Origin of the sequence: Streptomyces sp. NPDC088812 (genome assembly GCF_044750285.1) — a bacterium.
GTDB lineage: Bacteria > Actinomycetota > Actinomycetes > Streptomycetales > Streptomycetaceae > Streptomyces.
This window is the reverse complement of record NZ_JBIVJP010000003.1, coordinates 336,922-348,699: the sequence shown is the minus strand read 5'-3', so window position 1 is coordinate 348,699 and position 11,778 is coordinate 336,922. Positions and strand designations below refer to the sequence as shown.

The 11,778-nt window shown below is 72.4% G+C and carries 13 protein-coding genes; 11 read left to right on the top strand and 2 right to left on the bottom strand.

Going from position 1 to position 11,778, the window contains the following annotated elements; genetic code table 11:
- Positions 1-29 precede the first annotated feature (29 nt).
- From ACIP67_RS07730 to ACIP67_RS07720, 3 genes are read left to right on the top strand one after another with little or no spacing between them, the layout of a single operon-like run.
- Complete coding sequence (locus ACIP67_RS07730) at positions 30-1,250, top strand: phosphotriesterase (protein ID WP_401688896.1); 1,221 nt, start codon at positions 30-32, stop codon at positions 1,248-1,250.
- Complete coding sequence (locus ACIP67_RS07725; protein WP_401688893.1) at positions 1,240-1,581, top strand: cupin domain-containing protein; 342 nt, start codon at positions 1,240-1,242, stop codon at positions 1,579-1,581. The genes ACIP67_RS07730 and ACIP67_RS07725 overlap by 11 nt, the downstream gene beginning before the upstream one ends.
- Positions 1,578-2,444 (top strand): SDR family NAD(P)-dependent oxidoreductase, encoded by an 867-nt coding sequence (locus tag ACIP67_RS07720; RefSeq protein WP_401688890.1) that lies wholly within the window; start codon positions 1,578-1,580, stop codon positions 2,442-2,444. Before ACIP67_RS07725 ends, ACIP67_RS07720 begins: the two co-directional genes overlap by 4 nt.
- A gap of 72 nt (positions 2,445-2,516) precedes the next feature.
- On the opposite strand, the gene ACIP67_RS07715 is transcribed toward ACIP67_RS07720, so the two are convergent.
- Both ACIP67_RS07715 and ACIP67_RS07710 read right to left on the bottom strand, forming a co-directional pair.
- Complete coding sequence (locus tag ACIP67_RS07715) at positions 2,517-3,515, bottom strand: aldo/keto reductase (protein ID WP_401688887.1); 999 nt, start codon at positions 3,513-3,515, stop codon at positions 2,517-2,519.
- 16 nt (positions 3,516-3,531) lie between these two features.
- Positions 3,532-5,022: an FAD-dependent monooxygenase gene (locus tag ACIP67_RS07710; RefSeq protein ID WP_401688884.1), complete on the bottom strand. Its 1,491-nt coding sequence runs from the start codon at positions 5,020-5,022 to the stop codon at positions 3,532-3,534.
- A gap of 433 nt (positions 5,023-5,455) precedes the next feature.
- Between ACIP67_RS07710 and ACIP67_RS07705 the strand changes: the two genes are divergently transcribed.
- The 8 genes from ACIP67_RS07705 (at position 5,456) to ACIP67_RS07670 (ending at position 11,531) form a co-directional block, all read left to right on the top strand.
- Positions 5,456-6,424, top strand: a complete 969-nt coding sequence (locus ACIP67_RS07705; protein WP_401688881.1) for an AfsA-related hotdog domain-containing protein — start codon at positions 5,456-5,458, stop codon at positions 6,422-6,424.
- Entirely contained in the window at positions 6,424-7,140 is a 717-nt protein-coding gene (locus ACIP67_RS07700) for an HAD family hydrolase (RefSeq protein ID WP_401688878.1), read from the top strand. Before ACIP67_RS07705 ends, ACIP67_RS07700 begins: the two co-directional genes overlap by 1 nt.
- Positions 7,137-8,135, top strand: coding sequence for a beta-ketoacyl-ACP synthase III (locus tag ACIP67_RS07695; protein WP_401688872.1), 999 nt, complete (start codon positions 7,137-7,139; stop codon positions 8,133-8,135). The genes ACIP67_RS07700 and ACIP67_RS07695 overlap by 4 nt, the downstream gene beginning before the upstream one ends.
- A gap of 115 nt (positions 8,136-8,250) precedes the next feature.
- Positions 8,251-8,502, top strand: coding sequence for an acyl carrier protein (locus tag ACIP67_RS07690; RefSeq protein ID WP_401688869.1), 252 nt, complete (start codon positions 8,251-8,253; stop codon positions 8,500-8,502).
- Positions 8,502-9,746, top strand: a complete 1,245-nt coding sequence (locus tag ACIP67_RS07685) for a beta-ketoacyl-[acyl-carrier-protein] synthase family protein (RefSeq protein WP_401688866.1) — start codon at positions 8,502-8,504, stop codon at positions 9,744-9,746. Before ACIP67_RS07690 ends, ACIP67_RS07685 begins: the two co-directional genes overlap by 1 nt.
- Positions 9,746-10,456, top strand: a complete 711-nt coding sequence (locus ACIP67_RS07680) for an SDR family oxidoreductase (protein WP_401689282.1) — start codon at positions 9,746-9,748, stop codon at positions 10,454-10,456. The genes ACIP67_RS07685 and ACIP67_RS07680 overlap by 1 nt, the downstream gene beginning before the upstream one ends.
- Positions 10,453-11,283: an enoyl-ACP reductase FabI gene (fabI, locus tag ACIP67_RS07675; protein ID WP_401688863.1), complete on the top strand. Its 831-nt coding sequence runs from the start codon at positions 10,453-10,455 to the stop codon at positions 11,281-11,283. The genes ACIP67_RS07680 and fabI overlap by 4 nt, the downstream gene beginning before the upstream one ends.
- On the top strand, positions 11,280-11,531 hold the full coding sequence (locus ACIP67_RS07670) for a hypothetical protein (RefSeq protein WP_401688860.1): 252 nt from the start codon (positions 11,280-11,282) through the stop codon (positions 11,529-11,531). The genes fabI and ACIP67_RS07670 overlap by 4 nt, the downstream gene beginning before the upstream one ends.
- Positions 11,532-11,778: the final 247 nt, after the last annotated feature.

The window sequence follows — 11,778 nt, the reverse complement described above, 5'->3', positions numbered from 1 at the left end:
GAACGGGATGCGTGTCGGCCGGCCCGGAGATGACCGCCCGGCCGGAATCGACGCTGCCAGCTCGCGCCAGAGGCAGGGAGACGGGGTTTCATGCTAGTTGGAACACCACCTGGTTAGGCCTTCGCGGGCGGGCCACCATGGGTTGTTGCCGGGTGCATCGACCTGCTCGGCACCATGGCGGTTCTTCCGATATTCCGAGGCGGTTCCCTGTGCGTACGGAAAGTCCCCTCCCGCACGACCCCGTACCGACGGTGCGCGGGCCGGTCGCCGCGGCGGACCTGGGTGTCACGCTCGCGCACGAGCATCTCTTCGTGCTGAGTTCCGAATTCCAGGCGAACTTCCCCCACTTGTGGGACCGTGAGGCCGGAGTGCGCGAGGCCGTGCGTCAATTGGAGCAGGCGTACGCGGCCGGGGTGCGGACCCTGGTGGACATGACGGTGCTGGGACAGGGGCGCGACATCGGCCTGGTCCGTGCCGTCGCCGAGCGCACTCCGGTGAACATCGTGCTCGCGACCGGCGTCTACAGCGTCGACGGCATACCGCTCTTCGCCCGCTTCCGGGGCCCCGGCGCCGCCATCGAGGCGGACGACCCGCTGATCGAGCTGCTCCTGCGGGACGTCACCACCGGCATCGCGGACAGCGGAGTCCGGGCGGGCCTGGTGAAGTTCGCCTGCGAGCGCACCCCGCCGGACGCGTCCGCGCACCGGATGGCCGCCGTCGTCGCCGAGGTGCACCGGCACACCGGCGTACCGGTGGTGGTGCACTGCGACCCGTTCGAGGGCAACGGCGTCCACCTGGTGCGGCTCCTGGAGAAGGAGGGCGTGGCGGCGGGCTCCGTGGTCGTCGCGCACGCCGGGGACTCGGCCGACCTGAAGGGCCTGCGCGCCCTCGCGGACACCGGCTGCGTCCTGGGCTACGACCGCTACGGCATGACACCCTTCGCCGCCGACGAGCAGCGCAACGCCACCCTGGCCGCGCTCGTCCGGGCGGGCCACACGGCCCAGTTGCTCGTCTCGCAGGACCACCCGGTGCACATCGACTACCTGACGGCCGAGCAGCGGGAACGCACGTATCCGGGCTGGAGCTACGTCCATCTCTTCGAGCGCGTCCTGCCGCTTCTCCTGAAGGAGCCGGGCGTCGACGAGGAGACGGTGCGCACCCTCCTGGTCGACAACCCGCGGCGGCTGCTGTCGCGGATCGCCGCGCCCCGCCCCTCCGGCGAGCGCACGGAGGTGCGGGATGCCGCTTGAGCCCTGGGAGGAGTTGGGGGCCGAACTGCTCATCGACGAGGAGCATGTCAAATGCTGGGTGGAGACCGTGCCCCCCGGCGAGCAGCGGCCCGCCCACACCCACCGCCACCCCTGGGTGACCGTCGTGCTCTCCGGGGCGCACGGTGAATCCCTGGACGAGAACGGCGAGTTGATCAAAGCGGTGTCGCTGGAGACGGGACAGGTGGTGCACAACCGCGGCGAGTCCCTGCCCATGCGGCACTACGTCCACAACCTCTCCGACCGGACTCTCGTCATGGTCGCCATCGAACTCCGCACGCCCACCGCGCCGGAGGAAGGACCCAACTCATGAGCCGACACGAGCGCTCAGCAGGACAACAGCCGCCGCGCGCCCCCGCCCTGGTCACCGGCGCCACCTCCGGTCTCGGCCGGAGCCTCGCGCGGGCCCTCGCCGACCGGGGCTGGATCGTCCTGGTGCACGGCAGGGACGAGAACAGGTGCGCCGCCGTCGTCGACGAGCTGCGCGCGGCGGGCGGTACGGCCTACCCGTACGTCGCGGACCTCGCCTCCCTGGAGGAGGCCGCCGGGCTGGGCCGGCGGGTGGCCGCGGAGCACCCCTCGCTGGGGCTGCTCGTGAACAACGCGGGAGTGGGCGCAGGGCGTGACGCACGCCGCCGCGAACTGAGCCGGGACGGCTACGAACTGAGGTTCGCCGTCAACTACCTGGCGCCGGTGCTCCTCACCCGCGCGCTGCGCTCACCTCTGCGTGCGGCGGGTACGGCACAGGTGCTCAACATCGGGTCGATCGGGCAGAGCCCCTTCGACCCGGACGACGTCCAGTTCACCCGACGCTACGACGGCATGGAGGCGTACACCCGCAGCAAGTTCGCGCTCGCCGCCTTCACGTTCACCATCGCGGAGGATTACGCCCGCGAAGGCATCCGGGTCAACTGCGTGCACCCCGCGAACTACATGGACACCACGATGGTCACCGAGGCCGGCGTGCGTCCCTGGTCCTCGGTGGCCGAGGGGACGGCCGCCGTGCTGCACGCCCTCGACGAGGGCGCACGGGGCGCGAGCGGCCAGTACTACAACGAGAGCCGCCGGGCCAAGGCACACCGCCTCGCCTACAGCGCCGACACCCAGCAGCGGCTCACCTCCCTCACCGACCAGCTCATCGCTCCCGCGGAGCGGGCGGGCGGCACGTCCTGGTGACAGCGGACCGACATCGGAGGGGCCCGGGTGCGTTCAGCGCACCCGGGCCCCTCCGATGTCCGTCCAGTTTTCTCAGTCCTCCTGGACCATGGCGAGCAGGTGCTCGGGGAAGCGCTCGCCCGCGAAGGCACCGGGCGGCGCGATCTCGTCGACCTCCCGCAGCACTTCGGGGGTCGGGGTGACGGCTCCCGCGGAGGCGTTCTCGTTCATGTGCGTACGCTTCTGAGCCCCCGGGATCGGTACGACACCTTGCGCGACCAGCCACGCGAGTGCGAACTGTGCCGGTGAGCAGCCCAGTCGGGACGCCAGCTCGCCGATCCTGGCGACCAGCCGCTGGTTGACGTCGAGGTTGTCCTCGGAGAACCGGGGCAGACCGCGCCGCATGTCGTCCGGGGCCAGCTCGGCCCCGGAGATCTCGCCGGACAGCAGCCCGCGGCTGAAGGGGCTGTAGGCGACGAAGCCGATGCCGAGTTCCCGCACCGTGGGCAGCACCGAGCGCTCCGGGTTGCGGCTGGCGAGGGAGTACTCGGTCTGCACCGCCGTGATGGGGTGCACGGCGTGCGCCGCGCGGATCGTCTTCGAACCGGCCTCGGAGAGCCCCAGGTGCCGTACCTTTCCGGCGGCGACGAGCTCCGCCATGGCGCCGACCGACTCCTCGACGGGCACCTGGGGGTCGACCCGGTGCAGGTAGTACAGGTCGATGTGGTCGGTGCCCAGGCGCTTGAGGCTGGCGTCGACGGCCTCGGCGATGTGCCGAGGGCTCCCGTCGACCCGTACGCCGTCCGGGGTCCGGATCAGCCCGCACTTGGTGGCGAGCGTGACCCGGTCGCGGTGTCCGCCGGCCAGTGCGCGGCCGACGATCTCCTCGCTCAGGCCGGCGCCGTACATGTCCGCGGTGTCGAGGAAGTCCATGCCCCGGTCCAGGGCTCCGTGGATGGTGCGGATCGACTCGGCTTCGTCGCGGTCGCCGTAGAACTCGGCCATGCCCATGCAGCCGAGGCCGATCGCGGACACCTCCAGCCGGCCGCCGAGCAGGACGCGGTCCAGGGTGTGCGGTGTGGTGGTGGTCATGCCTTCTCCTCGTGGGCTACGGATGGTGGGGCGACGTGGTGGTCCCGGGGTCGCCCTGGCGGGCGGGCAGGAACTGTTCGAGGCGGCGCAGGGCGGCGGTGTCGGCGAGGGCGGCGGCCGCGGCGACGACGCCGTCGGGACGTACGAGCACGGCTCCCGGGCGACGTGCGCCCAGGGCACGCGCGGTCCGCGCGTCCAGGTGCGCGCAGACGGGCACGTCCCGCTCGGCGAAGGGGGTACGACCCGCGAGGACGAGCAGCGCGTGCCGCCCGTCGCGCAGCAGGTCGTGGGTGCGGCCGCCGGACGGAAGGGGGATGTCCGGCAGCCGTGTTCCGGGGCCGAGCGGCCCGAGCGCGGGGCCCTCGGCGGGATAGCGCAGGTCCATCTGCGCGAAGCGGGACGGCAGGACGCGGTCGAGGACACCGCTGCGCTCAGCGGCCGACGCCGCAAGGTCACGGGCCCGCTCGCGCCAGCCGCCCCAGGTCCACAGGCGGGTCTGCCGATCGGTGTCGGTGACCACGGCACGCGCGACATGCATACGTTCCCGCTCCCACGCCCCGAGCGCGGTCTCCGGCAGCCGGCCACGAATCACGTCGGCGAGGCGCCAGGCCGCTTCGTGAGCGTCCTGGATACTGGTGTTCAGGCCCTGCCCGCCGGCCGGGCTGTGCACATGCGCGGCGTCGCCCGCGAGCAACACCCGCCCCTCGCGGAACCGGTCGGCCATCTTGCGGTGCACCTGGAAGTGGCCCGAGCCGGTGACAGAGGCCAGCTCCAGGGGAACCGGGCTGCGCTCGGCGGCGATCGCCCGCACGGTCTCCTCGACGTTCTCCTCGGTGGCGCCTTCGGGGGCGCTGCCGAAGACACGTATGAGGCCTCCGGGAAGACCGACGACGACCAGCACGCCGGCGGGGCCCATGAAGTAGTGCGCCTCGGCAGGTGCGAGCGGGGTCTCCCACTCCCCGTCGACGAGGACGAACGACTGGGGGTAGGTCGGCCCGGTGAAAGCGACGCCGAGCTGCTCGCGGACCGCGCTGTGCGCACCGTCGCAGCCGAGCAGCCGGCCCGTGCGGTGGACGGCCCCCGACAGGTCGGCCTCCACCCTGTCGTCGTCCTGCGCGAGGGCCGTCAGCCGCTGGCCGTACTCGACCCGCCCACCCGCCTCGTGCAGCGCTTCGAGCAGCAGTCCCTCGGTCTCGTTCTGCGGGAGGGAGAGTGGAGTGCCGAAGCGACTGCCTTTCAGACCACGGAAGTTGATACGGGCGACGCGGCGGCCGCGGGTGTAGTAGTTGGCGGCGACGACCGGCAGGGCCGCGTCGCGGATGCGTTCTTCCAGGCCGAGGCGGGCCATCACCTCCAGCGCGCGCGGCTGGAGGATAATCGCCTTCGCATGGGGGTTCCTTCGGGCCGCGCGGTCGACGATTCTGGTGTCGATCCCGCGGCGGAGCAGCTCGGTGGCCATCATCAGGCCGGTCGGCCCTGCGCCGACGACCAGTGCTTCGCTGTCCACGGTGAGCGTCACACCTCCTGCGTTCGGGGGAACGGGCGTGCGGGGGTAAGGGCGTGCGGGTGAGGGGTGGGGGAGAAGAGGGCGTCACGTCGGCTCGTGCGGCCGGTGCACGCCGGATGACCATCGTGCACGAAATCAGAGGGTGGAACGTGGTGTGCGTGATACCCCTGAGTCCTGCACCACCCTGAAGGATTCCGGTGGCGGCTCCGGTCGCCGACAGCCGTCCGGCCCCGGCGCTGATGCGTCGTCGACAAGACGCGGAGGTCTGTCAACGGGTTCAAAGTAGGGTAGATCGGGTGTTTGAACCCCGGCTAACTGGTACCGATTTCCAGGGTATGAGCCGCACAGGTGGCAGAAGGCTCTGGCTGACGGCTGTCCGGCGTTCGAAGAATGTGAGCCACGAGCCCGGCCACTGCCCAAGGAGCAGCACACGATGCCCCTCCCCCAGAGCGCCCTCGCCCCGGACGCGGTCACATCCGCTCCGACCCTCTCCTACCGACGTACGGTCGACCGCGGCGACGTCCACCGCTGGGCGGTCAGCGAGGTCTTCCTCACCGACTACGCCGACCTGTCCGCGGACACCTACGTCGCTGCGGCCCAACTGCCGCCCGCACACTACTACTTCGGCGACCACACGGGCCCGGCAGCCGACGGCCCCGACAGCATGCTCCTCCTGGAGTGCTGCCGGCAGTTCGCCACCTGCATCGCCCACCGCGGCCTCGGCGTCGCCAGGGACAGCGCCTTCCACGTCACCGAATGGGCGCTCGCCCTCACCGGCGACACCCCGCTCCCGCCTCACGACCGGCCCCGCGAGCTGAACATCAAGGCCGCCGTCACCCGCAGCCAGGTCCGCTCCGGGACGGTGCGGGCCGCGCGGTACGTCCTGGAGCTCTCGCTCGGTGGCGCAGTCCTCGGCCGCTGCGACATCTCCGCCCGCTACTCGCCCGCGGAGGAGGCGGAGATCGTCCGCCGCTACCACCGCAGGTCGGCGCCACCGCTATCCGGTTCACTGCCCGCCGTGCCGCCCGGCACGCCCGTGCCGCCCGCCGACGTAGCCCGTCGCGATCCCGCCAACGTGGCGCTCGCCGACGCCCGCCATGTGGCCGGCGGGGTGTCCGCCGTGGTGGCGGTGCCGTCCGGGCACCGTACGCACTTCGACCACCCGCAGGACCACTACACGGCGATGATCCTCATGGAGGCCGCCCGGCAGGCCGCGCTCCTCGCGGCGGGCACCGGCGTGCGGATCACCGGCTACCAGTCGAGGTTCGCCCGGTTCGCCGAACTCGACGCCCCGGTCCGGGTCGCCGCCGTGCGCCGCACCTGCGACGAGGTCGCCGTGCGCTTCCGGCAGGACGGCACCGTCGTCAGCGAGATAGCCGTCGGCGTCGCGGAGGAGCTCTGATGGCGCTCGCGACCGGGCGTGTGCGCGCGGTCTGGACCGACTACGGTGGCGTGCTGACCCCGCCGGTGGCCGAGACGTTGGAGCCCTTCTGCGCCCGGCTCGGGGTGCCCTCGGCCACGCTCCTCGCCGCCATGCGGCAGGTGGCCCACGACTGCGGGGCCGGTGACGACGTCATGGCACCGCTCGACACCCCGCTGCTCACCCAGGAGAACTGGGAGCGCCGGATGGAGGAGGCCCTCGCGACGCACAGCGGCATCCACGTCGATCTCAGCGGCTACCCCGCGCGCTGGTTCGCCGACCGCGCGGTCAACCAGCCCTGGCTGGACACCCTGCACCGGTTGCGCCGACAGGGAGTGTTCGTCGGGCTGCTGTCCAACATGCCGCCCGCCTGGGACCGGCACTGGCGGCTGGCCGTGCCGCCCGAGGGACTCTTCGACGCGGTGGTGCTGTCGTACGAGTCCGGCTGCCGCAAGCCCGAGCGGGAGATCTTCCGCATGGCCGCCGAGCGGGCCGGGGTGCCCGGCGAGCAGTGCGTGCTCGTCGACGATCTCGCGGTCAACTGCGCGGGCGCCGAGCAAGCCGGCTGGCACGCCGTGCATTTCACCGACGCCGCGGACGCCACGGCCAGGGTGGAGGCGCTGGTCACCGCGGGCGCGGCAAGCGCCGGCACGGAAGGCGCCGACCGAGCCGTCCTCGCCCGGGGAGGCCGCGCGTGAGAGCCGCCGTCATCAGTGGCATCGGCGCGTGGCTGCCGCCCGACGTGGTCGGCAACGACGACCTCGCCGCCCGCATGGACACCTCGGACGAGTGGATTCGCACCCGCACCGGCATCCGCACCCGGCACTTCGTCTCCGCCGGCATGCCCACATCCCTCCTCGCCGCCGAGGCCGGGGCGCGGGCCCTGCAGTCGGCAGGCACGGCGGACGTCGACGCGGTGGTGCTCGCCACCACCACGCCCGACCGCCCCTGTCCGGCCACCGCCCCCGAGGTGGCCCGCCGCCTCGGCCTCACCGGACGCCCGGCCTTCGACGTCTCCGCCGTCTGCACGGGATTCCTGTACGCGCTCACCACCGCCGCCGGAATGATCGCGTCCGGGGCCGCCGAACAGGTCCTCGTCATCGGCGCCGAGGCCTTCAGCACCCTCATCGACCCGCAGGACCGGGCCAGCGCCGTCGTGTTCGGCGACGGCGCGGGCGCCGTGGTGCTGCGCGCCGGTGAGCCCGGTGAGCCCGGCGCCCTCGGCCGGATCGTCCTCGGCAGCGACGGCTCGCTCGCCGACCTGATCACGGTGCGGGCCGGCGGCTCGGAGCAGCCCCACCCCCATCCCGACGCCGATCCGGCCGACGGCTACTTCTCCATGCGCGGCCGGGAGGTGTTCGGGCACGCGGTGACCCGTATGTCCGAATCGGCACGCGCCGCCCTCGCCCACACCGGATGGCAGCCGGACGACGTCGACCGGCTGGTCGGCCATCAGGCCAACCTGCGCATCCTGCACGCCGTCGCGGAGCAACTGGACATCCCCGTGGAGCGGCTTGTGATCCATCTGGACCGGGTCGGCAACACGGCGGCGGCCTCCATCCCGCTCGCCCTGGCACACGCACACGGCACGGGGGACCTCGCTCCCGGCGCCCGTGTCGTCCTGGCCGCCTTCGGAGGCGGCGCCACCTGGGGGGCCACAGCACTGACCTGGCCCGCGCTGAAGTCCGCCTGATCACCCGCACGTTCAAGCCGGGCGCGGCTCGAGCCCGCGTCGCCACAAGCACGTTCACGCCACGCACCCCGGGCACATCCGCGCCCGGTTCCCACACCCGAAAGGGACCATCGCGATGAGCACCTTCACGCCCCCCACCTTCGAGATCCTCTCCCAGGTCCTGGAAGAGAAGTTCGGCGTCCTGCGCGAGGACATCAAGCCCGACACCGTTCTGGAGGACATCGAACTGGACTCGCTCGCGCTCATCGAGGTCGCGCTGACCCTGCAGAAGCAGCTCGGCGTGGTGATACCCACCGAGGACCTCAACAGCAGCGGCACCGTCTCGGACCTCTTGGAGCTGGTGACCACGGCGGCGGGGAACGCCTGATGGCCGAGGGCGCAGGACGGGACGCAGACGTTGCGATCACGGGCATCGGCCTCGTCACCCCGGCCGGCATCGGGGTGGCGGCGAACTGGGAGCGGCTGCTGTCGGGCCGCCCCACCGCACAGCGCGACCCGGCGCTCGCCGGACTCCCGGTGGACATCTCCTGCCGGGTCCCCGGCTTCGACGCCAACGCCCTGCTCGGCCGCTCCACGGCCTGGCGCCTGGACCGGGTCAGCCAACTCGCCCTGGTGGCCGCCAAGGAGGCGCTGTCCGACGCGGGCCTCGACCCGGACCGGTGGGACGGCGCCCGGGTCGGCGTGGTCATGGGCAACGCACTGGGCGGCACCGCCTCCTACGAGGACGCCCACACCGCGTACCACCAGGAGGGCGCCGACCGGGTCTCACCGCTGGTGATGGTGAACTGGCCGGTCAACATGATCTCCGGATACCTCGCCATGCACTGCCGGGCACTCGGCCCCAACCTCGTGGTCGCCACGGCCTGCGCCTCCGGTGTCACGGCGATCGGCACCGCACGGCAGATGCTGCAGTCCGGCATGTGCGACATTGTGCTGGCCGGCGCCTCCGAGGCGCCGCTCAGCCCGACCCCGATGGCCGCCTACCACCGCATGGGCGCGCTGTCCCGGCGCACCGAGGACCCGGCGGGGGCGTCGCGCCCCTTCGACGCGGACCGCGGCGGTTTCGTGGCCGCGGAGGCGGCGGCCGTGCTGGTCCTGGAGCGTGAGCCGGACGCGACAGCGCGAGGCGGCACGGTCCGCGCGCTGGTCGCAGGCTACGGGGCCAGCGCCGATGGGCACCATGCCTCCGCGCCGGACCCGGCGGGCGCGGGCGTGGAACGCGCCCTGCGCTCGGCGCTCACCGACGCGGATGTCGCCCCCGAGGCCGTCGACCACGTCAACGCCCATGGCACATCGACCAAGTTGAACGACCTGATGGAGTCCCGGCTGATCAACCGGGTCCTGGTCGGCCGGCCGTCGGTGACCTCCACCAAGGGCGTCACGGGGCACGCGCTCGGTGCCGCGGGCGCCATCGAGGTGGCGTACACGGCCCTGACCGTCGAGCACGGTCTCGTGCCGCCCACCGCCAACCTCGACAAGCTCGACCCCGAGATCGACATCGACGTCGTCAGCGGTGCGCCGCGCGAGCAGCACGTCGAGACCGCGACCAGCCACTCCTTCGGGTTCGGCGGACAGAACGCCGTCCTGGTTCTCCAGAAAGCAGGCACATGATGACCGAAGGCCGGTCCGTCTTCGTCACCGGAGCAGGCCGCGGCATCGGTCTGGCCATCGCCCGCACCTTCGCCGCACAGGGCGACCGGGTCGCCGTCGGGCACCGGTCGGGCGAGCCTCCCGCGGGCTTCTTCGGCGTACGCTGCGACGTCACCGATCCCGGGTCGCTGGACACCGCGTACGAGAAGATCGAGGCCGAGCACGGCCCCGTGCAGGTCCTGGTGGCGAACGCCGGGATCATGCGGGACAAGCTGGCCCTGCAGACCACCGACGAGGATTTCCTGGAACTCCTCGACACCAATCTGGTGGGTGCCTTCCGGTCGGCGCGGCGGGCCATCCCCGGCATGCTGGAGGGGCGGTGGGGCCGGCTCGTCTTCATCTCGTCCTTCTCCGGGATGCTCGGCTCGCCGGGGCAGGCCAACTACGCGGCCTCCAAGACGGGCCTCACCGGCCTGGCCCGCTCGCTCGCCCGGGAGCTGGGGCGGCGCGGCATCACGGCCAATGTGGTGGCTCCCGGCTTCATCGACACCGACATGGTGGCCGGCGTCAGCCCGAAGAGGCGTGCCGAGTACCTCTCCATGACGGCGCTCGGCCGCCCCGGCACTCCCGAGGAGGTGGCGAACGTGGTGCGCTTCCTCGCCGGTGCGGACGCGTCGTACATCACCGGCGCGTTCATCCCCGTCAGCGGCGGCCTCGGGATGGGCGTATGAGCACGTCGGCGCAGGACACCCGGGCCGAGGGCACCTCGACCGAGGCCGGCCGGCCGACGGGCGGGCTGCTCGCCGGGAAGCGGCTGCTGATCACCGGGGTGCTCTCCGACACCTCGATCGCCTTCCACGTGGCGCGGATCGCCCAGCAGGAAGGGGCCAGAGTGGTCCTGACCTCCTTCGGGCGAGCCCTGCCCATCACGGAGGCGATGGCGGAGCGCCTGCCGATGCCCGCACCCGTGCTCCGTCTCGACGTCACTGAGCGCGGCGATCTCGACACGCTGCAGGACGCGGTCGTCGGCCACCTGGGCGGTCTTGACGGAATCGTGCACTCGATCGCGTTCGCCCCCCGGTCCGCGCTCGGCGGCGCCTTCCTCGACACGTCGTGGCAGGACGCGGCGACGGCGCTCGAAGTGTCGGCGTACTCCCTCAAGGCCCTGGTCACAGCGTGCCTTCCGCAGATGGAGGAAGGCTCGTCCGTGGTGGGCCTCGACTTCGACGCGGCCCTGGCCTGGCCCGGCTACGACTGGATGGGCGTCTCCAAGGCCGCGCTCGAGTCCGTCACCCGCTACCTGGCGCTGTACCTCGGCGAACGACGCATCCGCGTCAACCTGGTCGCGGCGGGCATGGTCCGTACCCTGGCCGCGCGCTCGATCCCCGGAGTGGACCGCATGGAGCAGATCTGGCGCACCCGCCCGCCGCTCGCCTGGGACGTCCACGACCCGGAGCCGACGGCGAAGGCCTGCGCGGTGCTCCTGTCGGACTGGCTGCCGGCCACCACCGGCGAGATCCTGCATGTCGACGGAGGGCTGCACGCGGTCATGACATGAAGCACCGGCCCCATGACGGCGGTACGACACACCCGGGCCGTACCGCCTCCGAGACCTGGGCGAGCAGCGCCCCCACCCCCGTCTTCCACCGCGAACAGACCACCGGCTCCCGCGCCGGATCCACCCACAAGAGAGGGACGCCACCGTTGCCGTGGGCCGGCGGCCCGTCGTGGGGGCCGTGGCTGTCGGCCCGTTACACGACCGTGCGGTCCCTCCCCGTGCTGACGAACGCCGAGATCAGCCGCTGACGGACATCCGCAACAGCTGTCGTGAACTCGCCTTCACACAGCCGAGAGCGAACGTTGCATCGGACGCGGCCCCGGAACCGTGACCTCACGGTCCTGGGCCCGGGGCTCTCGTCTCGGCTCCGGTGCCTGCGGAGTCGCTCCGGCCAGCGGCCCGGCGCAGGCAGGGCGGCGATCCGGCACCGGTCCTGGACGGACGTTTTCTTCTCCGCCGAGGCGGCGCGCGCCCGGACCGGTCCTTGAACCGGGA

Coding starts and splice junctions, on each gene's coding strand:
- ACIP67_RS07730 (WP_401688896.1), top strand. CDS start 30: ATGACCGCCCGGCCGGAATCGACGCTGCCAGCTCGCGCCAGAGGCAGG.
- ACIP67_RS07725 (WP_401688893.1), top strand. CDS start 1,240: ATGCCGCTTGAGCCCTGGGAGGAGTTGGGGGCCGAACTGCTCATCGAC.
- ACIP67_RS07705 (WP_401688881.1), top strand. CDS start 5,456: ATGCCCCTCCCCCAGAGCGCCCTCGCCCCGGACGCGGTCACATCCGCT.
- ACIP67_RS07690 (WP_401688869.1), top strand. CDS start 8,251: ATGAGCACCTTCACGCCCCCCACCTTCGAGATCCTCTCCCAGGTCCTG.
- ACIP67_RS07670 (WP_401688860.1), top strand. CDS start 11,280: ATGAAGCACCGGCCCCATGACGGCGGTACGACACACCCGGGCCGTACC.
- ACIP67_RS07700 (WP_401688878.1), top strand. CDS start 6,424: ATGGCGCTCGCGACCGGGCGTGTGCGCGCGGTCTGGACCGACTACGGT.
- ACIP67_RS07720 (WP_401688890.1), top strand. CDS start 1,578: ATGAGCCGACACGAGCGCTCAGCAGGACAACAGCCGCCGCGCGCCCCC.
- ACIP67_RS07715 (WP_401688887.1), bottom strand. CDS start 3,515: ATGACCACCACCACACCGCACACCCTGGACCGCGTCCTGCTCGGCGGC.
- ACIP67_RS07685 (WP_401688866.1), top strand. CDS start 8,502: ATGGCCGAGGGCGCAGGACGGGACGCAGACGTTGCGATCACGGGCATC.
- ACIP67_RS07680 (WP_401689282.1), top strand. CDS start 9,746: ATGACCGAAGGCCGGTCCGTCTTCGTCACCGGAGCAGGCCGCGGCATC.
- fabI (WP_401688863.1), top strand. CDS start 10,453: ATGAGCACGTCGGCGCAGGACACCCGGGCCGAGGGCACCTCGACCGAG.